The sequence below is a fragment of the Kineosporia sp. NBRC 101677 genome, assembly GCF_030269265.1.
Classification (GTDB): domain Bacteria; phylum Actinomycetota; class Actinomycetes; order Actinomycetales; family Kineosporiaceae; genus Kineosporia; species Kineosporia rhizophila.
Window position 1 is genome coordinate 37,077 of the sequence record NZ_BSTA01000022.1, and the last position, 25,261, is coordinate 62,337.

The 25,261-nt window shown below is 63.9% G+C and carries 16 protein-coding genes and 6 pseudogenes; 13 read left to right on the forward strand and 9 right to left on the reverse strand.

Annotated features, from left to right (window positions below; all coding sequences use genetic code 11):
- Positions 1-159: 159 nt before the first annotated feature.
- From QSK18_RS34720 to QSK18_RS34730, 3 genes are all read left to right on the forward strand, one after another.
- Positions 160-1,299 (forward strand): hypothetical protein, encoded by a 1,140-nt coding sequence (locus QSK18_RS34720; protein ID WP_285628497.1) that lies wholly within the window; start codon positions 160-162, stop codon positions 1,297-1,299.
- A 98-nt stretch (positions 1,300-1,397) separates the two neighbouring features.
- Positions 1,398-2,531, forward strand: a complete 1,134-nt coding sequence (locus tag QSK18_RS34725) for a glycoside hydrolase family 26 protein (protein ID WP_285628500.1) — start codon at positions 1,398-1,400, stop codon at positions 2,529-2,531.
- Positions 2,532-2,566: 35 nt separating this feature from the next.
- Positions 2,567-3,640, forward strand: a complete 1,074-nt coding sequence (locus tag QSK18_RS34730; RefSeq protein ID WP_285628503.1) for a glycoside hydrolase family 26 protein — start codon at positions 2,567-2,569, stop codon at positions 3,638-3,640.
- 561 nt (positions 3,641-4,201) lie between these two features.
- Here QSK18_RS34730 and QSK18_RS34735 read toward each other — a convergent pair.
- Positions 4,202-5,800: an SMI1/KNR4 family protein gene (locus tag QSK18_RS34735; protein ID WP_285628506.1), complete on the reverse strand. Its 1,599-nt coding sequence runs from the start codon at positions 5,798-5,800 to the stop codon at positions 4,202-4,204.
- A 717-nt stretch (positions 5,801-6,517) separates the two neighbouring features.
- Here QSK18_RS34735 and QSK18_RS34740 point away from each other — a divergent pair.
- From QSK18_RS34740 to QSK18_RS34760, 6 genes are all read left to right on the forward strand, one after another.
- The gene (locus QSK18_RS34740) at positions 6,518-6,718 is read left to right on the forward strand and encodes a hypothetical protein (RefSeq protein ID WP_285628510.1); all 201 of its coding nucleotides are present in this window, start codon (positions 6,518-6,520) and stop codon (positions 6,716-6,718) included.
- 12 nt (positions 6,719-6,730) lie between these two features.
- The gene (locus tag QSK18_RS36160) at positions 6,731-6,952 is read left to right on the forward strand and encodes a GMC oxidoreductase (protein ID WP_352396720.1); all 222 of its coding nucleotides are present in this window, start codon (positions 6,731-6,733) and stop codon (positions 6,950-6,952) included.
- Between the two features lie 297 nt (positions 6,953-7,249).
- A complete protein-coding gene (locus tag QSK18_RS34745) occupies positions 7,250-7,936 on the forward strand; it encodes an Atu4866 domain-containing protein (RefSeq protein WP_285628513.1) in 687 nt (228 codons plus the stop codon).
- Positions 7,937-8,066: 130 nt separating this feature from the next.
- A complete protein-coding gene (locus tag QSK18_RS34750; protein WP_285628523.1) occupies positions 8,067-9,203 on the forward strand; it encodes an MFS transporter in 1,137 nt (378 codons plus the stop codon).
- Between the two features lie 236 nt (positions 9,204-9,439).
- Entirely contained in the window at positions 9,440-10,504 is a 1,065-nt protein-coding gene (locus tag QSK18_RS34755; protein WP_285628526.1) for a glycoside hydrolase family 6 protein, read from the forward strand.
- Positions 10,501-12,027: an acetolactate synthase large subunit gene (locus tag QSK18_RS34760; RefSeq protein WP_285628529.1), complete on the forward strand. Its 1,527-nt coding sequence runs from the start codon at positions 10,501-10,503 to the stop codon at positions 12,025-12,027. The genes QSK18_RS34755 and QSK18_RS34760 overlap by 4 nt, the downstream gene beginning before the upstream one ends.
- Positions 12,028-12,284: 257 nt before the next feature.
- Here the strand turns inward: QSK18_RS34760 and QSK18_RS36165 are convergent.
- Both QSK18_RS36165 and QSK18_RS36340 read right to left on the reverse strand, forming a co-directional pair.
- Positions 12,285-12,512, reverse strand: a pseudogene (locus QSK18_RS36165) (IS21-like element helper ATPase IstB); the annotation flags it as partial.
- Between the two features lie 75 nt (positions 12,513-12,587).
- Positions 12,588-12,740: pseudogene (locus tag QSK18_RS36340) on the reverse strand (IS3-like element IS1206 family transposase); the annotation flags it as partial.
- 531 nt (positions 12,741-13,271) lie between these two features.
- Here QSK18_RS36340 and QSK18_RS34770 point away from each other — a divergent pair.
- On the forward strand, positions 13,272-14,192 hold the full coding sequence (locus tag QSK18_RS34770) for a transposase (protein WP_285628550.1): 921 nt from the start codon (positions 13,272-13,274) through the stop codon (positions 14,190-14,192).
- A gap of 1,346 nt (positions 14,193-15,538) precedes the next feature.
- Here the strand turns inward: QSK18_RS34770 and QSK18_RS34775 are convergent.
- Positions 15,539-18,052 carry a winged helix-turn-helix domain-containing protein gene (locus QSK18_RS34775; protein ID WP_352396721.1) on the reverse strand — a complete coding sequence of 838 codons (2,514 nt, stop codon included), beginning with the start codon at positions 18,050-18,052 and terminating at the stop codon, positions 15,539-15,541.
- On the opposite strand from QSK18_RS34775, the gene QSK18_RS34780 reads away from it, so the two are divergent.
- Positions 17,987-18,826: an alpha/beta hydrolase gene (locus QSK18_RS34780; protein WP_285628538.1), complete on the forward strand. Its 840-nt coding sequence runs from the start codon at positions 17,987-17,989 to the stop codon at positions 18,824-18,826. The two genes, QSK18_RS34775 and QSK18_RS34780, sit on opposite strands and share 66 nt — an antisense overlap.
- 460 nt (positions 18,827-19,286) lie before the next feature.
- Here QSK18_RS34780 and QSK18_RS34785 read toward each other — a convergent pair whose 3' ends face one another.
- The 4 genes and pseudogenes from QSK18_RS34785 to QSK18_RS34795 form a co-directional block, all read right to left on the reverse strand.
- Positions 19,287-19,676, reverse strand: coding sequence for a zinc-binding dehydrogenase (locus QSK18_RS34785; protein ID WP_285628541.1), 390 nt, complete (start codon positions 19,674-19,676; stop codon positions 19,287-19,289).
- Positions 19,677-19,813: 137 nt separating this feature from the next.
- A pseudogene (locus QSK18_RS36170) lies at positions 19,814-20,086 on the reverse strand (alcohol dehydrogenase catalytic domain-containing protein); the annotation flags it as partial.
- Between the two features lie 43 nt (positions 20,087-20,129).
- Positions 20,130-21,549, reverse strand: a pseudogene (locus QSK18_RS34790) (transposase).
- 193 nt (positions 21,550-21,742) lie between these two features.
- A complete protein-coding gene (locus QSK18_RS34795) occupies positions 21,743-22,918 on the reverse strand; it encodes a hypothetical protein (protein WP_285628544.1) in 1,176 nt (391 codons plus the stop codon).
- Positions 22,919-24,027: 1,109 nt separating this feature from the next.
- On the opposite strand from QSK18_RS34795, the gene QSK18_RS34800 reads away from it, so the two are divergent.
- Together QSK18_RS34800 and QSK18_RS36175 are read left to right on the forward strand one after the other, a co-directional pair.
- Complete coding sequence (locus QSK18_RS34800; protein ID WP_285628547.1) at positions 24,028-24,531, forward strand: hypothetical protein; 504 nt, start codon at positions 24,028-24,030, stop codon at positions 24,529-24,531.
- 362 nt (positions 24,532-24,893) lie between these two features.
- Positions 24,894-25,076 (forward strand): annotated as a pseudogene (locus QSK18_RS36175) (transposase); the annotation flags it as partial.
- Positions 25,077-25,134: 58 nt separating this feature from the next.
- Here QSK18_RS36175 and QSK18_RS34805 read toward each other — a convergent pair.
- A pseudogene (locus tag QSK18_RS34805) lies at positions 25,135-25,261 on the reverse strand (IS3 family transposase); the annotation flags it as partial.

Sequence of the window (25,261 nt, forward strand, 5' to 3'; positions counted from 1 at the left end):
CCGCAAGATAGCCGCCTGGTGAATTCGGCGTGCTGTGACCCACGTCTCCGGGGTATTTGGCCCGGCCGCTGAACCTTGTTGAAGCAAGCGACCGTGACATCGGTAGCCGCCGGTTTATGCAATGTGCCCGGTGGGATGCAGTCATGGTGGAGGTGGCGGGTGCTCGGCGCTGGAACAGAGCGGCTGACGGCGGGTGATAATCGCAGCGGGCTGGGGGACTGGCACACCATGCTCCTGCGGCTGGCCGGAACTCTCCCAGACGACCTGATCTGCGAAGCTCGATCCTGGCTGGCTGAGGGTGGGTTGGTGGACGTGGCCCAGGCAATCGGTTTCGCGGCGGCCACCGGCCGAGTGCCGGTGCTGGGTCAGGACGCCGAGCTCATGGCGGGAGAACTTCAGGCGGCCGGGGAGGATGACGAACTCATCAGCGCCCTGGAAAGGCTCAAGGACGGCGCCAGCCAGCATCTTCCATGGATCTTCAGCTCTACAGACCCTCGTAGACCCGAAGGTGTCCAAGGTCCTCTTGACCTGACCCTCGCGCTCGAGCAACAGGCCCAGGACGAACTGGACCGTGTCATGGTCTCTGCAGCCCGGGCCGAAATCGGACTGATCGCTGTGTGGCGGTCATGGCGGGCGCCCGCGGACGGCTCGCCGTGGCCAACGCCCCGACTGCTCTTCGTGGTCCAGGCTGCTGCTCCGCTTGAGCCGCATGACCTGCCCGCCGTCACGGCCCGGCTCCAGGCAGCCCTTTCTGCCGCCGGCGAACCCGATCCGCAGGTCGAGGTTTGTGGCCAGGCCACGATGGTGCCGGCCTACCAAAGCAACGCCTGCGCAAGGGGGGCCCTGATCTGGACGTCGGAGCCCACCGCCCCGGTACGGATGGCCAGGGTCTTCGACTCGGTGGATCCTGAGCATGGTCCGCTCTTTGACGAGAACCACCCGCGGATCGATGACCTGGATGAAGTAATTGCATTACTCCGGTACCTGGGTGACGGCTTACCTGTCCTGACAACATCGGTGACCATGGCAGACGTCTTGGACCCGGAGCGTCCTGAAGTGGTCCCGCTGACGTTCCGGACCGATGGACGATGGGTTTGGACTGACACGATCACTTACTACCTCGAACGATACGGCCTGGCGCCGGAACCCGAGCTGCTTTACCACCTGCAGTTGGCGAAGAACTCCGAGCCCGACGTTTCCGACGTCGCTCTACATCGTGTTCTGAGCATGTTGCAGCGCCCTACCGAAAGCAAGACGGTGTGGACCGTACCCGCCGCACGCCCAGGCATTCCGAAATGACCTGAAGGGGTTAGGCCGGGAGGACAGTCGCCGGTGAACCGTGGCCCTGCTGCTGACGTGACACAGGCGCTAGGAACGTCGAGCAGAAAGCCGAGAACATGGCCGAGCAGTCAGTCCATCCCCCAACCGAGCCCACGGTTCCAATGCCAGTCAACCCCACGGAGCGGTCCGAGAAGGACGACACGGAAACTCAAGCGGATGAGGCAGAAGAAACCAGCCGATCGGGCCGTTTCCCGGTGGTCCCGCTGATTACAGTGATCGCAGTTGTCGCTGGAATTCTTTTGTTTGCAGGAAGTTTTGATGACTCGGCTGGTGAACCAGATTCGAAGCCAGCCAAAATCGGTGTCTTCAAAGGAAGCGTACCCCCGGAGGTGTCGACGTTTGGCGAATGGGCCGGTCGCGAGGTTGACTACGCGGCCGACTTTTCCGCCCGCGCTACTTGGGAGGAGATTGCGTACCCGAACTACCTACTGGACATATGGAAAGGGTCCGGCTACCGGATGGTCTACGGGGTGGCGATGCTCCCGCTGCAGGATGATTCGGCCACGATGGCCGCCGGTGCCAATGGTGAGTACGACCATCATTTTAAAACTTTGGCGCAGAACCTCGTAGACCATGGGCAGGGCAACTCCATCCTGCGCCTAGGATGGGAGTTCAACTTGCGTGAGTCGCGCTGGCACCCGGACACCAGAGAGAATTTCATCAGCTACTGGCAGCACATCGTGAATGCCATGCGCTCGGTCCCAGGGGCCGAAGGCCTGCAGTTCGACTGGAATCCTAACATTGGGGGAGAGACCTACGACCCGCGCCAATACTTCCCTGGCGGCGACTATGTGGATTACATCGGTGTCGACATCTATGACATTTCTTGGGCTCCCGGCGCCTACCCACTGCCTGAGGGGTGCGACGAAGCCTGCGTCCAGAACCGACGGCAAGTTGCCTGGAACGACAAGCTCAACGGCACTTTCGGGCTGAACACCTACGCCAATTTTGCGCGATCGGTTGGCAAGCCGATGTCGCTTCCCGAATGGGGAGTCTGGCAGCGACCTGATGGGCACGGCGGCGGCGACAACCCCTATTTCATCGAGCAAATGATGAAGTTCATCAACGACCCCAAGAACAACGTCGCCTACCACATCTACTTCGACTTCGACGTGGCCGAGAACGGGACACACAAGCTGTCCGTACTGACCCGCGCCGGGGAAAAGTTCCGCGAACTGGCGTCCCGCTAGCTAATGACATTCAGCATCCCGGAGAACCTTTCACTGTGAACTCAGCACCAAAAACTTCCAACCGGCGCGGGTTTTGGCCGGTCGCACTAAGCGTTGCCGTCCTGCTCGCGCTCGGTGCCACTGCCTACAAGATCTCCAAGCCCTCCGAACCGGGCCGACAGGCAGCGCCCAGTGAGAATGCAGCCTCAAGATATGCGCCCACCCCGCGAGCCGGAGTCTTTCGCAGTACCTCGCCCGAGGACGTCCAGACGTTCGCGGACTGGTCAGGCCAGGAGATCGAGTACGTCATCGACTTCTCCCTGCGCTCGACCTGGGACGAGATTGCCAACCCCTACGACCAGTTACGGGCCTGGCAGGACCACGACTACCGGATCGTCTACGGCCTAGCCATGCTGCCCGAGGCCAAGCACCTCAAGGTTTCTCTCGCAGAAGGTGCTGAGGGTAAGTACAACCGCTACTACCGGCGGCTGGCACAGAATTTGGTCGAGCACAGTCAGCAGGACGCCATTCTGCGACTTGGGTGGGAGTTCAACCTCGGCAACTGGCGCTGGCACCCGGCCGAGCGTGAGGATTTCATCGGCTACTGGCGCCAGATCGTGACGACGATGCGCGCGGTCCCCGGCGGTGAGAACCTCCGGTTCGACTGGAACCCCAGCAACGGAGGCAAGCGCTATGACAGCACACGCTTCTACCCGGGTGACGACTACGTCGACTACATCGGCGTGGACGTGTACGACATCTCCTGGGCGAACAACACCTACCCCTACCCTAGCGAGTGCCCTGCCGACTGCCGGCTGGAGCGCCAGAAGGCTGCCTGGAACGACATCTACAACTCCAAGTTCGGCCTGAAGTTCTGGTCGGGCTTCGCAGCCGAGCGCGGCAAGCCACTCTCGTTGCCGGAGTGGGGTCTATGGGACCGTACCGTCAACGACGGGCACGGCGGCATGGACAACCCACACTTCATCGAGCGCATGCACGAGTTCATCCACGACCCGGTGAATAACGTGGCCTATCAGGCCTACTTCGAGTTCGATGTAGGGGACAATGGGAACCACCTGCTGAGTTCGATGCCCGAGTCCGCAGCCGTGTTCCGGGATCTTTTCGGTTGACCTCTGGCGGCGTCGTGTCCGGGCCTCGACAAGGGATTCCGGGCAGGGCCCCAGCCCATAAGCGTCTTGGCCTATCCGATCTGCTCGGCCAGCTCCCCGGCAGCGACACAACGAAGGACCACAGCCCTGCGAGGTGCTCAGCCGCACCACTGCGGCCAGCTGCTGCCCTACGTTCACGGTGGCGATGCGTTGCTCAATCGATCGTAGCCACTTGATCGACGCCTATGTTCCCGGGCAGATCCTGGACGAATTGGGCCATCCCGGCCATCCCGGCCACCCTGAACGCCATGGCTTGCTGGCTTGGGCGTGTCCCGCGGATTAGTTGCGGAGGGGGCGATGACGCCGGCGGTGACACCGGCACATCGGGCCGGCATTAACGAGGCACCGGATCGAGGCGGGCCTACGAGCAACAGAAGGCCCTCTGTGCGATGCCGTTCGGGCGTTTCAGGCCCGATCTGACGGTCGATGTGAACTGCGTCGAGAATGAACCATTCCAGGAAGGCAACTACAGCTACCTGCGGATGCATGGAATTGACCGAGGTGAGTGCCCGACGTGGGGTCTCAGATTGGCCGGCTTCTTTCGAGGGCAAGCAGAGCGCCGAAGTCGGTGACGGCCTCCGGGGGGCTGGCGTCGCCGTCACGCCATCGGAAGGCCCGCCATTCGCCGTTTTCGTCGATGGTGAAGGGGTCGAGGAAGAGGTACCAGCCGTCGTCCTGACGTGAGACGGCCAGGCTGCGACCAAAAACCCTCTCCCAGTCCCCAAGGTCAGCACCGATGATGATTCCGTCGATGTGGACTTCCCGGTGTACGTCGCGGAACCAGCCCACATCCTCGACCGGTAAGAGGTACGGGCCGATGGGGTTCTCCTGACCGAGGCCGTTACTGACTCTCAGGAAATTGCGGTAGCTAGGGGGGAGTCGTACCCCCAATTGTGTTTCCAGATCAAGGATTTGCTCCTCAAGGGCGGGTGGATACACCTCTCCCAGTTCCTCGAGGAATGCTGTCCATTCGTCGATCGTCACCGGGCCTGTCGGATCGGCGGGGTCTGGGCTCTCCCAGCCCGCTCGATCCAGTTCCCACCGGGCGGTACCGCGGTTGTGGCCGGTGAGGAGCAGATGCCTGGCAGGCTCAGTCGTGGCGTACCCCCGCATGATCAGCCGATGTCCACCGGCTGGCTCGCGGAATCCGACCACGGTGTCAGGATGCGGCGCGGCAAGGCCGAACAGCAGCAGCCTACTGAGTTGCAGATGCACAGAGCCGGTGTTGCGAGTGATCCGCAGGCGGTAGACACGGCTTTCGCTGCCCGGTCGGGACACGTTGAAGCGGCGGACGGTGTTCCGGCCGGCGAAGTCTTCGCCAGACCTGACGTCGACGACTTGCCACTCTTCGGGTTGGAACTCGACGCTCCAACTTGACCTTTTGAGCGCAAGCAGTTGCCATTCGCTGGGGTCTCGGTCTGGCGCGTCGTCGCCGCTGACCAGTTCGTAGGACGTCACCGTCGCCGCTTCGTCTAGGAGCAGGATAAGGTCGCCGGTCGGCTGGTCCGCGAACCACTTCGACGGGCCCGGTTCTAGGAGGTTGGCGGCAACCTCGTCGGCCGCGGCGTGTTCGGCGTCAGCTTGCACGCTCGCGATGGTGACGGGTCGCTCGCGCGGTGTTGGCTCGGCGATGTCCCATTCGCCGCTGGCTCCAGTGACGTCCTGCCAGCCGACCCAGGCCGGGGGAGCGATGCCGTCATCGAGGAGGATCTGCCAACCGCTGGTGCTGCGCCAGAGCCGGTCAGCCGTCTCGATCGTGAAGATCCAGCCCTCAGAGCTGGGACGCCTTCGCCAGGCCGGCCACAATGCGCGGATCGACTCGGGAGCCGGGGTTGGGCCGAGGATCTGACCCTGCAGTTCCTCGGTCTGGCCGTCAGGGGTCGTGCGCACTCCCGAAAAGATGGAGCCGTCGCTGCTGAAGTCGACCGTACAGCTGTACCCGGCGCGGTCTATCCATTCGATCCGCTGCATTGGCCACGGGATTGCAGATCCGATACCGATGCGCAGGAGCCGGCCCTCCCGCCACGGCCCGGGACCGGTCGGACGGAACAGCACCCGCCACCGAACTGTCATGCCCGGGACGGTCTCCTCGACCGAACCGCGCACATTCTGTGCGTTCACGCTCCTCAGCACGGGCCCCTCTCCGACCGGGTTCAGACCCTGCTTAGAGCTGTGTAGGGGTGAGCCCCAGGGCGGTGGGACACCGTTCCAGCAGCCATGTCTCGGCTCGTCGGTGTACCTCGCGCAGGGTAAGGGGCTGGGCGGGACAGCAGCATCACCATGATGTCCTGGTTCGAGGGGTGCTCCGCCGGCTACGACGGGTGGGCCGAGCGCGGTGCTGCCGACTGGTCGTGGAACGAGGTCGCCTCAGCCTTCCCGGCCCTGAAGACGGGGACTTCGACGAAGCACTGGCGGCGGCCCGATGCGGGTGAACCGGGTGCGCGACGGCAACGGTCTACCCGCGACGCGGAACTTCAATGGCCGCAGATGCGAGGGTGTTCCCGGCGATGTTTGGTGCTGGCCGCCGGGCACTGCGCAGCTCTCAACTGCTAGTGGTGTGCGGGATCGTCCCGGCCGTCCATCTGGCCGAGTACTGATCCCGGCGTGGCGGGACCTGCCCAATGTCGGAGCCAATCTGCAGGACCATCCGTTGCTGACGCCGGTGCGGACGGTCACGGATGGCACTCCGCTGCACAACGCGCTCAGCGTGCTTAGGCGCTGCTGCGGCGCGAATCTCTCGCGTCTGTGTCTCAGGCCGGAGCTGTCCTAAGCATGCGGGCGGGGAGAAGGAACCTGATGTCCAGGTCACGCTGACCCTGTTCGGGCTGGACGAGGGACTTGCAGGTCATCTCCGATCCCGGTGGTGCCCTGGCCCTGTTGCTGCTGGCCCTGCGCAGTGTGGGAATCCTGGGGTTGGCTTCGGCCGACCCGGCCGTAGTTCCGGTAGCTGACCCGGCCCATCTGTCCGACCCGGACGACCGGGTCCGACCACGCGGGGCCCCGCGACTGATCCGCCGGATCCTGCGATTCCGTCGCTGAAGGTGACGATCGGTGAGGTCCTTCAGCCAGCGGACTGGAGCAAGGACGGCCTGGACGCCTGGACGCCTGGATGAGCGTCAAGGGGGAACGGACTGGCATCGTGCCGGGGCCCTGCCGTATGGCACCGATTCGGACGCCGTGATTGATCCGGCGACCATGGTAATGCACGGCGTAGCTGGTCTGTTCGTGGCTGATGCATGGGTGCTGCCGAACGTTACGCGCGGCAACCTGTAGTCGTTTGTCATCACGCTGTCCGAACGGGCCGCGGCCCGCATCGCCGGCAGCGCATGAGTTGACGGCGCCGTAGGCGCTAATCCGACCGGCCGATACGTCGTCCCCCTGCTGATGGTGCCGTGCCTGGGTGCGGCGCTCCTAGGGAGGGCGGCTACCTGGATGGGGTCGGCCGACTCGGCCAAGCTTTATGCACGCCAAGCTCCTCGATCACGGGGAGCACTTGAGGCGCAACAATTTGGAAGTGAGGAGAGGTTCATGTCCGTGGAGAAGTCGCGAAGCGTCGAAGTTCTCGAGGCTGTGCTCAAGGCCACCAGTTCCAAGCCGCAGCCGTTGCTGCTCAGCGGCGGGACGGTTCTCACCAGGAATCCGCTGATGGGTGACTGGGAGCAGGCCGATGTCCTGCTCGGTGGTTCCCTGATTGTCGGGGTCGGGCCGGGGCTGCTGTCGGCCGCTGAAGATGACGACATGCTGGTCATCGACTGCACAGGCTGCGTGGTGATGCCTGCGCAACCTGACTTCGCCGCCCCGGCGGGCACCGGCGTAGGCACCTTGACCTGCGGCAACCCGGCCGACATCGTGGTAGTACGGCTTGGCGAGAGCGAAGGAACGCCCACGGGCCCTGTAATCAACCGCCCCAGTCACCTGGACATCGTCCTGTCACAGGGGCAGGTGCAGCTGTGGGACGGGCGCCCGGTCAACCTCGCGGCCGCCACGCCCGCTGAGCCGACTGAGGCGACTGTGAAGTCAGATCAGGAGCATGCCTACGCCGGCATGTGGATCGACGACACCGACTTCCTGCACCAGGAGCTGCTCCCCGACGGCCGGTACGACGAAACACGGGGTGGACGCCCGCACGCCTACCAAGGGCGTTACTGGATCCAGGGCGACCGGATCGAGTACCTCGACGATTTGGGTTTCTGGGCCTTCGGCGAGTTCCGCGACGGTGTGCTTCATCACGCCGGCTACCGCCTGAACCGAGGCTGATCTATACCCGACCGCCCGGCGGCCGGACAGGCCGCCGGGCCAGCACCCTGCTCTTCAGGAGAAAGCCATGACTGTCCTCAGGAACGAAGTCAAGGATTCGCAGGCCCAGCCGCCCACCTCGGGCCCGGTCGTGCTGCTGATCCTTCTCGGTCTGCTGGTCGTGGGGCAGATGTACGCCGTGCTGGCGCTGACTGCCCCAATGTCCGAGACCTTCGACGTACCCGCACCCGACATCACCTGGGCAACGACCGTTTTTGGTATCGCCTACGCAGCTGGTTTCCTGGTCGCCGGGCCGATGACCGACCGCTACGGGCCTCGTGCGGTCATTGTGACCGGTCTGCTGGCCTGCACTCTGACCACGATTGCGGTCTCCAGCGCATCGTCTCTCGGCTGGGCCGTCGCTCTGCGAGCCGTCCAGGGAGTCACTGCAGCTGCTTTCGCACCGGCCGCCTTTGCCTACGTGGCCCACCACATCGCGCCTGCACGCAGGCCGTTCGCCCTCACCTGCGTCACCAGCGCCATGCTGGCCTCGGCCATCGTGATGCAGATCGCTGTCGTGCCCGTGGCCGACGCAGCTGGATGGCGAGCCGTCTTCATCCTCAATGGCGCGCTTATGGCTGTGAGCGCACTCGTCTCCCGGCGTGTGCTGCGCTCCGGTCCGCACCAGCGGGAGACCGGCCTATTCCAGGCATTTGCCGTAATGCCAGCACTTCTGCGACGAGCGCACCTGCTGGCCGTGTACGGGGCGACGGTCTGCTTGATGAGTGCCTTCGTCGGCCTGTACACCGCTATCGCCATTGCCGGACCGCCGTCCTTGGCCGGTGACAGTGGCGCAGTCTTGGGCCTGCGGGCCAGCTCGCTGCCCGCACTGATCTTGGTCGCTGCTGCGGCACCGTTCCTGCAGCGACTGCGCGGACCGGTGCGAAGTGTCGTGGCTCTGGCCGTAGGCGCACTTGCCCTCCTGGCTGCTTCCCTACTCGGCGCGCACACGGTGTGGCTGGGAGTGGCACTGTTCGTGTTCGTCGCCGCCGTTGCCGCAACCGCCCCCGCCATCGTTCAGACCATCACTGCGCTCGCCCCGGGGACGGCCGGTGCGGCGGTGGCTCTCTACGCTTGTGGGATGTTCATCGGCGCCAGTCTCGGCCCGCAGTTGGTTCGCGCGGGTATCAGCCACGGCTTCGGTCCTTTGCTGCAGGGGTTGGCAGGGCTGCTCGTGGTGGGGGCGCTGCTCATCCTGCCTGCTCTGCGCAGACAAGACGCTTCGTAAGGGCGGTCCACGAGGTCGTTCGGCTGTGTGAGTGTGGGGTTAGGGCTGGCCATGGCAATGTGCGAGCCCGAGGTGAACCTTGGGCTTCGAGGGCACGTGTACCCGGTGTCCGACCCCACCACCGACCTAGCTGGGATGACAACATTCACCGGCGCGAAGGCTGCACCAGACAAGCTGAGGCTCTGGATGACGCCCCTCCGACACTCGCGCCAGCCGAGGCCCGTTAGAAAGTTGACATGACACGTACACACCTCACCGCGGCCGTGGCGGCGGGATTGCTGACTGCAGTCGGTCTGACCACTGTGGTGGTCACCCAGTCGGCGACCGCCGCTCCGGCTGCCTCGCTGGTCGCAGCCAAGGCTGTTGCCGCCGGGCCGATTGGCACCCTGAACTTAGCTGCCAGCAGTGGTTTCTACGTCGACCCGAAGTCACAGTCAGCGCTGTGGACTGCTGCGAACCCGGGTGATAGCCGGATGCCAGTAATCAGAGAGGGCCTAGCCAAGAACCCGATGGCGCGGTGGTTTGGAGACTGGTTCACCAGCATCAGCAAGTCCGTCGGCGACTACGTCGATGCCTCGGAGAAGGCCGGCAAGGTTCCGATCCTGGTCGCTTACAGCATTCCCAACCGTGATGCATGTAGCGGGTATTCGGGTGGTGGCGAGACCAGCGCGGCAAAGTACCGCACCTGGATCTCGTCCTACGCCGGCGCGATCATGGACCGCCCTGCCGTCGTGGTCCTGGAGCCCGACGCCCTGGCCGACTACTCGTGCCTGGATAGTTCACAAAAGGCCGAGCGGGAGAATCTGATTCGCTACGCTACGGAGCAGTTCCGGGACAAAGCGCCGAACGCTGCGGTCTACATCGACGCGGGTAATTCGAAGTACGCCAAGGCCACAGACATCGCCGACCGCCTAGCAAAGGCCGGAGTGGACAACGTACGCGGGTTCGCCCTCAACGTCTCGAACTTCCACACGGAGTCGGAGGAGACAGCGTTTGGCGACGCGGTCAACATGGCCCTCGCGGCGCAGGGCAAATCCGAGAAGCCCTACGTGATGGATACCAGTCGCAACGGTAACGGCTGGAATGGTCAGTGGTGCAACCCTGTTGGCCGGAAGATTGGTGTGACATCGCGTGTGGACAGCACAGACGGCACCAGTCTTGAGGCCCGGCTGTGGATCAAGACAGCAGGTAACTCGGACGGTGAATGCGGGAACGCGCCCACGAGCAAGGCCGGCACCTTCAACCCGCAGATTGCCTACGACATGGTCCTTGGAAACCAGTCCGGTGCGCGGACACTGTGAACGGCGCTGAGGCACTGCTGCAGACGCTGATCGACAACGACGTCAGGGTCTGCTTCGCCAACCCTGGAACCTCAGAGATGCATCTGGTCGCGGCCCTGGAGTCGTACCCGTCCATGCGTGGGGTCCTCTGCCTTTTTGAAGGTGTCGCCACTGGTGCGGCCGACGGGTATGGTCGGATGGCCGGTGTCCCGGCGGCGACCCTGTTGCATCTGGGGCCGGGGCTGGCAAACGGATTGGCCAACCTTCACAACGCCCGACGCGCGGCCACACCGGTAGTGAACATCGTTGGTGACCACGCTGCAAGCCATCAGCTTCTGGACTCGCCCTTGCAGTCCGATATTGAGTCGGCCGCTGGCACGGTCTCTTCGTGGGTCGGGCGTCCGACTGAGGTCGATGCGCTAGGACCAGCGGTCCTGGAGGCTATCGGGGCGGGTGGTGTGTCCACCCTCATCGTGCCGGCCGATGTGTCCTGGTCGAACGGCGCCCAGCCAGCAGGCCGGGCGCCTTCCCGAACTAGCCCGCCCGCGTCTCCTAAAATCTCCTACGCGCGCGACGTACTCAGCAGCGGTGAATCGGTGGCGCTCCTGCTGAATGGTTCGGTGCTGAGCGAGGAGGGCCTGGCCGCTGCAGACCGGGTCGCACAGTCCGGCAACGTGAAGTTGTTCTGTCCCACGTGGCCGGCCAGGTTGCGCCGCGGTGTCGGAGTACCTGTGGTGACACCCCTCAGCTATCGCGCCGAAACGGTTCGTGAACAGCTTGCCGGGGTGAAGCACCTGCTCTTGGTTGAGACCGGGCCGCCGGTAACATCATTCGCCTATCCGGGCCAAGACGGACGCCTGACGCCCGACGGAGCAACGATGCACGAGCTCAGCGGCGGGCTCGCCACACTCAAAGCTCTGGCGGACGACCTCGCCCCTGATGTTCGGGCGAGAAAAACTACGCCGCGACACGTGGATCTGCCGACTGGTGCCCTGGACTCGGACAACTGGGCCTACGTGCTGGCGGCTCTTCTGCCCGATAACTCTATCGTGGTCGACGAGGCCATTACGTCGGGTCTCCAAGTCTTACCGGACGCGTTCGCTGGGGCACCCGCTCACGACGCGCTCGGCCTGACCGGCTTGGCGATCGGGCAGGGCCTGCCTCTCGCGGCGGGGGCCGCAATTGCTTGTCCACAGCGTCCCGTGATCTGCCTGGAGGCGGACGGGAGTGCGATGTATACGCTGTCCGCGCTCTGGACTCACGCCCGCGAGCGTCTCGACATCACTACGGTCATCTTGAACAACCGCTCCTACGCGATACTGCGCGCGGAGCTGAAACGCGTCGGCGCCCCGGCTGAGGGGCCGGGCGCGGCGGCAATGATCGACTTGGCCGGTCCTAACCTCGACTTCGTTTCCCTCAGTAAGGGCATGGGGGTGCCGGCCACTCGCGCAAGTACCGTGGAGGAGCTGGCCACCCAGTTCAAGGCCGCCATTTCCGAACCCGGGCCGCATCTTATCGAAGCCGTCCTCACCGGCAACCAGTAGTCCCTTCGCAGGAACGTTAGCTGAGATGCCCTGATCACATACGGTTCGGCGGACGTTCACCGGGCGCCAATGTACTTCGTGCTGCCGTCGTCGGGGTACCGCACGACCGGACAGCCCTCGGTCATTGGAACCGGCGTAGGCGTCAGGTTAGAGGTTCTTCGCTGTGAGCCACGGCTTGTCGGAGCGTGTCTGTGCGGGCTTGGTGGTCGCGCAGGCGGTAGGGAGTCGCCGTCGAGCTTGAGGATTACGGACTGGTGCAAGATCCGGTTGATCGCGGCCGGGGCGGTATCGGAGTCAAAGTTCTCCAGACGGGCGGGTGTGGGCAGGCAGGTGAAACGGAGCCGTCCGGCCAGACGTCGGGCTTCGGTGGCATCGACCTCGATCGCCGGCAGCCGTTCCAGGGCCGCGGTGAGGGTGAGTCCCTCGGTCGTGGCCTGTTTCAGGACGGTGGGTAGGTGCTCGGCGGCATCGTGGAGTTCATGCACCAGGAACGATTTTCGGCCAGCGCAGCATTGGCTACAGCCCGAACGTTCCCGGCCAGCAGCTGCCTTGCATCAGGCATAGAACGAGGACCGCCTCACGTCCAGGACTTCGCACAGCCGTTTCACTGTCAAGGTGGCTGCGTTGTCGTCAACGAACTAGAAACGGATCACCAGTTCGTCTTCCCGCGAAAGGTTCGCAGCCTGACGCAGAATGTCCCGCTCGGTTGCGAGCTGCGCATCTCGACCCGAAAGGCAGCCTCAGCTGCCTCGAACACCGCGACCTGGGCCTCCAGCTCTTCGCGATTCGTTCAGCCCCGCCCGCGGGGCGCCCTCGTCTGGCGCTGGGTGCTCCTGCGTGGCCGAGCGGCGCGGAGGACCGCACCCGGGCTCTGATTTGCTGGTGCCCGCCGCGCCTGGATCCACTTGCTCAGCGCGTCCCTGGTCACGCCCAGGTCGGCCGCAATGTCCTCTGTCGGCGCGTCGGGGCGTGGACCGGTACACGCCCATCGCTTGCTGAGGGAACTCCTCTGAATACGACTTGCGGGCCACGAGGGATTATCTCGCTTCTCCCAGCTTCATGCCGGGCTTTAGCCCGCGCCAAGACCCGCACTCACATCTGGAACCTGATCGCCGCCCGGCACGGCCGCATCCCGCCCGCGCGGCTGGCCGGGCAGTACGACCTCGGCCGGACCGTTGTGATCCGCCTGAACGCTTCCCTGCGCACTCCGACAAAAACTGGGCCGCAGTGACTGTCGAGATGACCTGGGCCACTACCCGCTGACGTCCTGGTGCGACAACACCGACGAATGCCTGGCCGTGAAGCTGCGACCGGGCAACGCCGGATCGAACACCGTCACCGATCCCCTCGAGGTCCTGACCGAATCAATCCGCCAGATCCCCGCCGCGCTCCGGCGCGACCTGCTGATTACCTGTGACGGCGCCAGCTCCACCCACGACCTGATCGAGCACATCACCGCCCTGAACGCCTCGCCGAATCGGAAAGTGCACTACAGTGTCGGATTCGACTTCGACGACCGCACCAAGACCGTTCTTCCGCTGCTGCCCGAGAGCGCCTGGCAGCACGTCCTGGACGGCCACGGCAACGCCCGCCCGCTGGAACAAGCCGCGGTCGTCGAGATGACCGGCCTGCTGCGTGAATCCACCGGAGGTGACCTGCTGAAGACCTGGCCAGCCGGGATGAGGATCCTTACCCGCCGCGAAAAGCCCCACCCCGGAGCCCCGCTATCGCTGTTCGAGCAGCACAAGGGCTGGCGACACCAACTGTTCGCGACCAACACCCCAGCTACCACCCGCGGCCGGCTGGGCCAGATCGCGTTCCTCGAAGCCCGTCACCGCGCCCATGCCCGGGTTGAGGACCGCATCCGCCCCGCCAAGGAGACCGGCCTGGGCCACCTGCCCTCCAAGAAAGCTCAGCTCAATCAGGCCCGGCTGGCCGCCGCCGGCATGGCCTTCGACCTGCTGGCCTGGCTCCGCCTGCTCTGCCTGAACGGTGACCTCGCCAAGGCTGAACCCAAGACCCTGCGCTACCGGACCCTGCACACCAGCGCCCGGATCATCCGCGGCCAGCGACGGCGAACCATCGGCGTCCCCGAAACCTGGCTCTGGTCTGAAGAACTGGAACGCTGCCTCAATACTGCGATGGCCCTGCCGCAAGCCATCTGACCAACCGGTCCTGCCCCAGCAACCCCGGAGGAACCCGGCCGGCCCTGGAACCGGCGGCCACGGACCCGACAGTCGGCCCGTCAACACGCCCCGAACCCGACAGGGAAGCAGAACAAGATCAACTACCGACCGGTCAGAACCGAGCGTTCCTCACTCGCGAAGGATCGAGCTCAGCGCGGCCAAGGTCCGGGGGTCGGGTCGCTAACCGGACTAGTGTCACAGTCTGTCTGGGCGGCGGGTGCTGCGGCGGATCTTTGAGTAGTCGAGTTTTCTTCCGACGTCGAATCTACTGGGCCAGCCGGGCTGATCAGTATAGTAATCACTAGAAGACCTGCCCCGGTAGCTAACTCAGGCCGCGGCATATGTTCTTTCCTTTCGGTATCGCGCAATCTCAATCGACGCGCCGCTGTAGGGTACCTCCAGAGTAGGAGACGTAACCAGGTCCAGGTTGAGTAATTGTGTCCACGTTTACACATTTGCTCGTTTTCCTCTCGATGAACATGGTCGCGTGATGACTCTTCATGGCTGAACAGCAGGTTGTCCAGCGAGACGCCTGCCGTTCCGTGCGGAAGTCCGCGCTTACAGGGACGGTTGGAACGACCACGCTCATCGTTACGCAGGGATTCAGACTGTCGAATAAGTCTTTGCCCAGGCCACCTGCAAAGAACCTGAGCCCGGACCAGTAGTGCTGGAGTGGGGCGAGGGGTACAGTCAAGTGGCTGAGAAGCTGACCGAACCCTGACCATAGCCGTCCACGGTCTGCTCATTTCCGATCTGTTAGCCAGCATAATTAACATCTGAGTGAATGGTCGGGGCGATACCCGACGAAATTAGCTTGACCGGGGCGTTCTGATGGAACACCTGTGCGAGTCCCTCATGCCCATACCAGGGGAAGACGTTGAGAAACGTCCAGAAAAGCGGGACAATGAACTCTAAATTTAATGTCATCCGATAGTCCATTGCAGCATGATCGTCAGCGACATCAACTGAGCGTCGGCGTCAAGCCGGTGGGTTCAGAATCGGCCTAGGCGCGCGACGAGACACCGAAAACTCTGTCCCGAGCGGCAGTCGGTTTTGGGAGTGCATTCCCGGCCCTCGACGGTACGACCAATTGCCTCTATCAATCCCATCCGCCAGTTGGTCTGGCCGCGGGCCACCTTTATCGTGAAGCTGGCCCCCCCGGGGCCGCCTTGGTCAGTCCCTGCCCGGCGGGGCAGGTGCAGCGCCCCCACCTCCTCGATCTTGAGGGCAATACTAGGTACGGGAAGCTCATTTCTTGCCCTCCAAGGCATGGCGCAGATCAGCGGTACACCTGCAACACGGACTGCAGCAGTCGCGGGGTTCAGTTAGATGCGGGCCAGTAGGCCCAGTCTGCGTGCCTCAGCGACCGTCTCGTCCCGGGAGTGAGTGTCCAGTTTGGTGTACACACTCTTCATGTGGGTCCGGATCGTGTTGACGGAGACGACCAGGGCTTCTGCGATCTGGGGCATCGACAGGTGCGTCGGAAGGTATTGCAGTACGCGCAGTTCGCTCCTAGTCAGAGGCCGCTGCAAGCGAAGCCCAGAGGTGGACGGTGTGACAAGTCGCGCCAGCAGGCCGGTGTGCGCGGTCTGGTGCTGCTCAAGAAGTGATCGCAGTTCGTACTGCCGGAAAGGTAGTACAAGGTCATCGGGAGCGGCCAGGGCGAGCGCCTGTTCTAGGGCGGCATGGCTCTCGCTCTCGCTCTCCTGCGCCAGCGCGTACAGCAGATGCGCTCGCGTTCGGGAGATGTGGTCGCCTCCCTCAACGGTCCCGTCCAGCACCGCCTGCAGGGTCTCGATTGCCGCCGCCTGATCTCCCTGTCTGACTTGCAGATCGGCCAGGCAGATCAGATAGACCTCGTAGCCGCGGAACCGGACGAGGTCGTTCAGCTGTCGTTCTACGAAGGCAAACTCGCCCGAGCGCAGCCGCAGGTGCAGCATCTGCATCCTGATCTGCAGGGCCAGAGTGTGCCGGACGACGAACCGGCATCCGAAGTCCTCGGCGATCTGCAGAGCGATCAATGCCTCCCCAACCCGCCCATGGGCTAGGGCCAGAGCGCCGCGGGCGGCATAGGCACGCATTGCCGTCTCAGGGTCGCCGTCTGGCTGAAGAACGCGAAAAACGTTTTCCAGCAAGGTTTCTGCTTCGTCCGGACGCTCCTGCCAGGCCCGCAGGTAGCCGATTAGGGCCCCCGCGTTCCCGACGGCTGGATCGGAATGCCAACCGTGTTGGGCCGCCAGGTCGAGTGCCTCACGGGCATGTGCGCAGGCCCGGGTGAGAGACCGGGTGGCCTCGTGGAGGGCCAGGTTGGCCAGCCCACCCATCACCAGGTACGGCCGGTCGATCCGCCGGGCCTGGGCCACACCGAGCTCCAGGTGCAGCCTGGCTGGTTCCGGCCGACCGGCTGCCAGCTCGGCCCCTCCTAGATGGATGAGCGCAAGAGTTTTCAGGTCATCACCCAGCCTTGGCGTCCGCGCCAACTCTTGCAAAAGTCCAGCCCCTTCGATTAGAGCCGGCGGGTCACCGATCTGCCGCGCGAACAGCATCCTCACCAGGGCATTCAGAATCCCGCTGGCCTCCGCCCCTTGCAGATAGGATTCAGCCTGCGCCGGTGAACCGAGATAGAGCTGATCGGCAGCAGCCACGGCCGCGAGACCCGGACTGGCGGTCAGGTCGGGGAATTTTTGCAGCAGGACGTTAACCAACGCTGACTGCCCGTTCAGGTAGAGGGCGGGCCAGGACGAGACCAGCCACTCGGCAGCAGAGCTCCAGTCCTCGGCGGCCTGCGCCTGGCGGACAGCTTCGATCGGATGACCGTTATCGGCGAACCAGTGGGCGGCCCTTCGATGTAGATCCCGAACGGACTCTGGGGACTCACGGTGGCGCAACTGATCACGCAGGAGCCCGGCGAACAGGTGGTGGTAGCGGAACCAGCCGGTTCCGGTGGAGACGACGAACGCGTTAACCGCCTCCAAAGACTTCAGCAGGCCCTCCCCGCCCTCGACCTCACCCAGGAGATCGGCCAGCGGGCCGCACACTTGATCGAGGATCGACGTATGAAGCAGCATCCGCTGCGTATCGTCCGGCTGCCGCCGCAGCACCTCGTCCAGTAAATAGCTGGCCACGTTGCGCTCGCTGCCGGAGAAGTCGGCGGCGAACCGATCCGGATCATCCTGGCCCGCCAGTGACAAGGCGGCCAGCCGAAGGCCGGCGGCCCAGCCCTCAGTGCGCTCCTGGATCAACGCCGCAGCTGACGGTGAGGGGCTGATCCCGGCCTCCTCGAACAACGCGGCGGCCTCTTCACTGGTGAATCGCAGGTTGTCGCCGCGGATCTCGGTGAGCTCCCCGGCAAGGCGAAAACGGTGCAACCGCAGATCGAGGTCATAGCGGGAGAGCAGCACCAGGCGCAACCGACTCGGCGCCCGTTCAATCAGCCGTTGCAGATCGTCAAGAGCCTCGGGTGAGCGCAGCAGGTGCACGTCGTCCAGAATCAGCCAGACATCGTCTTCGAGCGCCGCCAGATGGTCCACCAGCCGATCCACCAGCTCACGGCCCGCCATGGCCGGGGCCGCAGTGACCGGCGGCACGACATCCGGCTCCGGCCCGCGCAATGCATCGGTTACTGAGAGCCAGAAAGACTGAGCGCCGGTCGTTTCCTCAGGAAGCGAGACCCAGGCCGCGCGATCAGCCCGGCCGCTCTCATTGAGCCACGACCGCACCAGCACTGTCTTGCCGCTTCCAGCCGCAGCCGTCACGGTGACTACCCGGGCGGCGTGCGTCAGTATCCGGAACAACCGGTCCCTGCGAACGGAACCAGAACCACGTCGCTGACTCATCATCACATCATTCACGTGATGTGGACCGGTCGCGTTCAGGCCAGAGTGGATGGGGCCGCCGAGCGCGGTCGACTGCAGCCGTTCTCACACAGAAATGCCAAAGCGATGACTGACGTGATCTTCCTGCACGGAGCGTGGCACCAGCCCGCGCACTACGCGTACGTGGCCGAGTGCCTGCGAGCTCAGGGTCTGACGGTCGAACTGCCTGACCTGCACATGCTGTCACTGGCCGAGTCCGTGGCCAAGGTCCAGGCAGTCGTGGACGATTCTCCGCGCCCGCCCGTCGTGGTCGGGCACTCCTTTGGCGGCCTGACCGCAGGGTCGGTCACCGGTGCGGCCGTGTACGTGTTCCTGACTGCTTGGGTTCTTCTGGCCAACGAATCCCCGGGCGAGCTGCTGGCAAAGGTGAGAGCCGACACCGGGGAGGAACCCGAACTCCTGGCCACCCACCTGGACGACGCCGGTCTCTTGCACCTCGACCCCACTGACGCCCGGAGGAAGCTGTACATCGGGGTGAGCGACCGGGACGCCGCCACTGCAACCGCCCTGCTGCGCCCCGAACCCCCAAGCATCTTCGGTGCAGCCCCTGAAGCCGCCCCCTGGCAACACGGAACCTCCGTTTATGTGGCTGGCATCCAGGAACGCACCATCGCCCCTAGCCTGGTGGATCTCTTTGCCTCTCGCTGCTCTACCAGCCTGACCTGGCCCACGGGCCACGCCCCCCATCTCACCCACCCGGACGACCTCGTTCAGGTGATCATCGAAGCCGCGAGGTAAACGGGTACTTGGACCCTCCGAGCGGGACGGTGGCCAACTGCTTGAGAACGCATGCGAAGTGCAATAGCTCGAAACTTGGACCCAGTTCTTCTAGTTCCAGCTTGGGCCCGAGGCGCCTCGCTGGCGAGCTACCTCAAGCGAACTTCCAGACTCGCTGTTCAACATCCTGCGACGGGAACGCGGATGTTCTTAAGCATGCGCGAGACTGTCGGGGGTTGAGGGGGGTTGGTCGTGTAGTCGTTTGCGCCGGCTTCCGGTCAACTCGTCCCTCTTGTCGTGCCGACGGCGGGGGCGCGACGATGAGCACGTCGCGGGTCTTGGCGTGCTCATGTACGGCGCGGCTGGTCTGCAGCCCGTGCATGTGCGGCATGTGCTGTTCCAGGAAGAACAGGTCGAGGTGGCCGCTCAAGGGGGCGAGAAGTGCCTCGGCCCCCGCCACCGGCGGTTGTCACCTCGGGGTCTAGTTGGTGCAGGTAGGCGCTGGCGACCCGGCGACCGGTGTCGTCATTAACAAGAATGACCCGCGCGCGGCGGTGCGGGTCCCCTCCCAGAAGTCGATTGCGGTCGATCCGCCCCCGGCGAAGCCGATCAGTGCGATCTCACCGCTGCGGCGAGCGAGCGAGGCCAGCGACTGCCGGATGGTCGCCGGTCCACCGACCTCGACCAACCGGTGCACGCCCTCCTCGTTCGTCGCGGCCCGCACCGGTTTGCTCCAGTCCGGGTGGTCGCGGTGGTTGACCACCGCTGTGGCGCCCAGTTTTGTGAGTCGATCGGTTTTTTCGGAGATCGACGTGGTTGCCACGACCGTAGCGCCCAAGGTCTGGGCGATTTGCAAGGCGAAGAACGACACTCCACCGCTGCCCAGGACGAGTACGTTGTCACCGGCCTCGATAGGGCTCGGGCCGCCGAGGGCGGTCCAGGCGGTACACCGGCGCAGGGGAGCGTCGCGGCCTGCTCGAAACTCGGTGCGCCCGGAATCGCGTCCAGTGCGTGCTGCGGCACCACCCGGTACTCGCTCAGCCAGCCGTCCTGGGTCACACCGTATCCGAGGAGCTTCGCGCGGGCCGAGTGCGGGCCGCCGATCCAGTCGGCGTGATACGCATCGATCACGCGGTCTCCAGTACGCAACCGGGTGACGCCCTCACCTACGGCCACGCTCTGTCCGGCCGCGCCCGAGACAGGGATGAAGAATGAGGTGGGGGACTTGTGGGTCGGTACGTCCCGGAAGTTCAGGGACACCGCACGCACCTTGACCAGCACCTCACCCCGCCGGTAAGCGTCAAGGAGTTGGGGCCAGCGGGTGTTAGGCAACTGGTGTTTCAGCCGGCTGTTCGGGCTGGTTGATCCAGACCTGCTCGGGCAGTCGAAGCGCTTTGGGCAGGGTCTGGCTGGTGGTGAAGCGTTCCGGATGTGCGGTGCGTGCCTTCTGCAGGGCCCGGCGGCGTTGTTCGGTGACGGACGGGTGGCGGCCGTAGTGAACGTCGGCCGGGGTGTGCAGCCCGATCCCGCTGTGGTGGTGGCAATGGTTGTACCAATCCACGAAGTCACTCATGAAAGCCTGCGCTGCAGCTAGATCCGCGAAGTACTCCGGGAAGACGGGCGAGTACTTCGCCGTCTTGAACCAGGCCTCGCTGAACGGGTTGTCGTTGCTGACCTTCGGCCGTGAATGAGAGCGGGTCACGCCCAGATCGTCCAGGAGCGCCGCGACGTCTCTGGACGTCATCGAGGTGCCGCGGTCGGCGTAAACGACGTGCGGGATGCCATGAACACCGAAGATCTCCTTCATCATTTCCGCTGCCAGAAGACCGTTCTCACGGTTATGGACGTGAACGCCGACAATCAGGCGCGAGTAGATGTCGATCATCACGTAAGCGTCGTAGTAAACGCCCTTGATCGCTCCTTCAGCTTCGTGATGTCCCAGGAGTAGACCTGCCCCGGTCCGGTCGCGACCAGCTCCGGGCGCTGGCGGGGCTTGTGACGGGCCAGCTGGCGGCGTTCTTTGACCTGGTCATCAGCGCGCAGGATCCGGTGGAACGTCGAGACCGAGCCCAGATACCCGCCTTGCTCCAGCAGCACTGCGAACGCTGCGGCCGGAGCCCGATCGACCAGATCGTCAATGGTCAGAGCCTCGCGAATCGCCTCCCGCTCCTGCTGGCTCAGCGCGTTGGCCGGCTTCGGGCGGGCCAGACTGGGCGTGGGCCGTGCTCGATCGCGTGGCTCGGCCGAGCGGGGAAGGCCGGTCAGAGCGGCCGCGGCCCGGGTGCTGGAACCGGTCGCGATCAGCTGCCGGAAGGCGCTGATCAGGACCCGCCGCGCCTGTTCCGCCACCGGAACGCGTCCGGAACCGGAGGCTGCTCGGCCTCGCTCTCGGAGATGGCCTCCAAGAGCTTGTGTGCTTTTCCCACGATCTCCAGCGCTGCCTCCGTCGTGGCCAGCTTGCGGTCCTTCACTGCCAGTTTCCGCTTCAGTCGAGCAATTTCGGCCTGCTCAGCTGTGGGCCGCCCCACCGATTCCCCGGCGTCCTTGCCCTGCAACAGGCCACCGTCACGGGCCTTGCGCCACTCGGTCATCAACAAGGAATACAAGCCCTCGCGGCGCAGGAACGCGCCGCCCTCACCGAGGGCGGCGGCTTGTTCGTAGCCGGCCAGCAGCCTCAGCTTCTGCGCCGAGGTGAACGTCCGGCGCGGCCTGGGGCCGCCTTCGCGGGGCTTCCTGCTGCTCATGGAACCATCCTCGGCCACCGGTCCAGCCACGGTCATACTCATAGATCGTCGTTCCAGTTCTCGCCCTGTCAAAGGGAGGGCTTGCTCTGAGCCGCTGGCCTCAACTCATCCTGACTGACAGGGCGCATGTAAGGGCGACGGAGGCAAGACTGCGACGGTCTCGAAGGTGAGGAGCGCAGGTAGGCACAGACGTCTAAGTGGGCGTGAGCACGTGCCCCGTCACCATGCCGGTGAGAGGGCCAAGGCTGTTGGCTCCGTCCGCGTCGGACCAGTAGCCAGCATGTGTCTTCCCGTTCACGAACATCTGGAGGGCCCCCATGCTTTCCTCCGTGTACCGGAACGAGGATGGCCTAACGCCGTCGACGGCGAACCCCTCGCCTGCTACGGCATCGGTCCCGTCCATGAAGTTGGAGCTAAAAATATCGGCCGCGTTGAAAATATTGGTCCACGGAACGTGTTTTCGCGTGCTCCGGTTGTCGAGAAAGCGGGGAAAATACAGACGCACAATGTCGATGGGGCAGCCGACTGTGGTCATGGACTCCACGCGTGAGACTGGCCTGATCGGCATGAGGCCGGTTTGCTTAGGAAACATGGTTTCGAATAGGACGAGGCTTCCAAAGCTGTATCCCATCAGATGAACGGGCCCGTTCCATCCGTTGATACTCAGTTGGTCCAGTGCATGATCTAGTTGGCGGATGATGTCACCTGCAGTCCTGTCCTCGTCCTGTACGAAGCTGATGATCCGGTCGACACCCGCGGCCAACGCCAAGATCTTGCTGCGCAGCAAAGCCCACGAGAGAGTGGTTCCCAGAACCGTGCTGCCGAAGGTCCATCGAGGATCCATATTTAGGTTCAGTATCCGGTGCGGCCATTGCCAAGGTAGTCCCACGCCCAAGGCGACGAGCAGGGCCCAAACACTCAGTGCGGCAGTGAAGATCAGGGTGAACGCCGCAGCCAGGCCTAGTGTGAGCTGCACCTTAGCTCGCCAGTTCTTTGCCCCCCGGCGCAGGGCCCCTCCCCAGAGGACTGCGCCCCAGCTCGCCAGTCGTAGTGACCGTAGAGCATCTCCAGCGACAGATGGTGTACTTGGGCTGTCGGTCCGGTTGAGCAAGTTGCGGTAGTCGAACTCGAAGACCTGCAGGACTGGCCTGTCCGTTCCACTGACGACGGTCTTGCTCAGAGTGAGGCCGCGCGGAGCTGGCGGGCCCTGGGGCGTCTGCGTACCGAAGGTGCCCTCGTCCTCGTTGTCCAAGTTCCTTGCGAGAATCTCGGCAATGTTGTCAGCGGTGTTCTGAGGTGAACGGTTCAGGCCTGGGATATAGACCAGCAGTGGAATACCTGGTATAGGGGTGATCATCGATTCATTCACGACTTTGTGCCCTCCGAGCGGTTGTGGTCCCGTCCTGCTATGGAAATGAGTGCTAGGTGGTAGATCGTCTCGCTGCCAACAGACGGGCACGTGAACCGTAGCGACCTGTTCGGCGGGTCACGATTGATCCAGTGGTCGTATCGCTGGTGCTACCGGTCGGAACTCAGATGGGCAGAATCTCGATCACTGCCCAGGCTCCTGTGCCGAGAGCGGACCAGCAAGCAGTCGAGGCAAGGCCGGCTATTGCCAAGCGTCGCGCCTTCTGCCGCCACACACGTGACGCCTCCGCGTGGCTTACAGATGTTTGAAGGACCCCTTTGCCGGCCTGATCCGATGCGGCGACGTGATGAGTCATGAGCGCGTTGTCCTCCCGGAAGGTGGATCCTAGTGACAGATCAGATGCATCGGCCCTGGCAAAAGTTCGAGGGAATCGTGCTGCTGCAACGAAAGATGTACCGCGGTAACGACAACGCAGGCATCTCCCCAGTTCGGTAGCGGTCGCGGGAGGTTCGGCTCGGTCCAGGTCCCAGTCGAGAGCGCAGCCACGGTCGCAAAAATGCTCTGGTCTGAACCAATCGCCCAACTGGGCCGTGTAGCAGCAAGACCATCCGTCGTGGGAGAGGACGCTTCCATAATTAGGCTGGGGACGCGTCGCGCGAGTTGCGTCAGCCATGGCCGGCATCAATGCTGTCGGCTTGATGGAGCATGGAGCGTGGGCCTCACCAATACAATGCTGCCCTGTAGCGAAAGAAGTTTGAGATGCACCTCTTTGGCGCATTCTGACTTTGAGTTCCCGTATGTTCGAACACATCAGGTAGCCGTGCTACCGGGTGAGCGCGACGCACGGGGGTAGATAAAGTCAGAGATGCCTGCGGCGGAAAGTGCCACTTCAGCACCAGCTTCGGTGGCGAGCTCAGGGCCGTCGGCGCCTTCTCGATGAGGCGATGATTGTCATGCCGACGGGCCCGACCAGCCGATGTAACAACGCACGGGCTAATATCCCCGTCGAACGAGAACACTGTCGATGTCCTAGGCAGATGAACTATTGCCGCCGCTGCTGCGTGAGGTAAGTGAGAAGTCACCTTGATCAGTGAGGAGCGGGACCGACGGTGGTGCGCCACGACGACGATGATCTTTCCTCCGGCCACCGTCAGCGGAACGGTCGAGAGGATCTGAGAGAGCGCCTGCTGGTGCGCATCCACGACAAGCAGCAGGAGCTGGACGCGTTCCTGAAAAGAGCGCGCACCGTCAGCGACCGACTCAGTCGCATCACTCTCGTAAGTGGATTGGTCAGCGCTGTGGCCGCAGGCGGACCGGGTATCGGGGGGGCTCCTCTGGTGGACTCTCTGGAAGAGCTTCTGAACGTTGGCTCCTCGCGGCACGTCTGGCAGGTTCTGTGCGTAGTCGCGGCAGCCCTCGCTGCACTGTGCGCGGTCTGTACCAGTCACTTGAGGGTTACGGAACTAGACCGTGACATTGGCAAGGCCGAGGAGTCAGCGATCGAACTGGACGAACTGCTGACGCTGGTCGAAATGGAACGCATGGGCCTAGACGATGCCGTGGAAACGTTCCAACGTGTGTGCACGCGTATGCCGGTCAAAGTCACTGCCTGACAGTGTTTCTCTGCCACTCCAGCTAGTCCGACGTAGCGACGCGCGCGGTATTGTCGAGCCTCCGGCACTCGGAGTGCGAAGCCTCCGTGCGAAATTGGACCATACCGCCAGAACCTCAGTAGGCCCTGGCTGGATACGTTCGTGGCAGAGCGATGGACGAGCAATCGAAGCTACCCATGATCTACATCCGGTCTTCAGCAATCGCGGCCTCTAGGCCGTTTTTCACAAGTGGCTCTGCCGCTGTGATGCAGTCGTGATGCAGTAAGGGGTTTCGTTCCTAGGAGACAGTCGAGGTCTCCGTTTGCCTGGTTAAACGGCGAAGAAGAACTGGGACGAACGGAGACCTCTTAAGCAGGATACCTGTGTCTCGGCGGGCTGATCTCACGGATGCGCAGTGGCGTGACATGGAACGAGCGTTGAGAGCGTTACTGCAGGTCAAGGGCCGTCTGGGCCGGTGGGGACGGCCACCGAAGTGGCCCCGGCGGCAGTTGATCGACGGGATCCGCTGGCGGATCCGGGTCGGGGCGCCGTGGCGTGACGTGCCGGGCGCTTCAGCAGGCCGCGATAGCCGGTGAACCAGGCTACGGTTCACTCGATCACCCAGAGTTCGGTCTTGAACGGGCCGATGGTCGATTCCATGAGCGCGTTGTCCAGGGCATCACCGACTGATCCAAATGGAGCCGGCGATCCCGGCCTCGGTGAGGGCCTCGGTCAGAGTCAGCGACGGATA

What these genes read in the sequence shown, in the direction of transcription:
- QSK18_RS34725 (WP_285628500.1), top strand. Translation starts at nt 1,398, where the DNA reads ATGGCCGAGCAGTCAGTCCATCCCCCAACCGAGCCCACGGTTCCAATG.
- QSK18_RS34755 (WP_285628526.1), top strand. Translation starts at nt 9,440, where the DNA reads ATGACACGTACACACCTCACCGCGGCCGTGGCGGCGGGATTGCTGACT.
- QSK18_RS34775 (WP_352396721.1), bottom strand. Translation starts at nt 18,052, where the DNA reads ATGATGAGTCAGCGACGTGGTTCTGGTTCCGTTCGCAGGGACCGGTTG.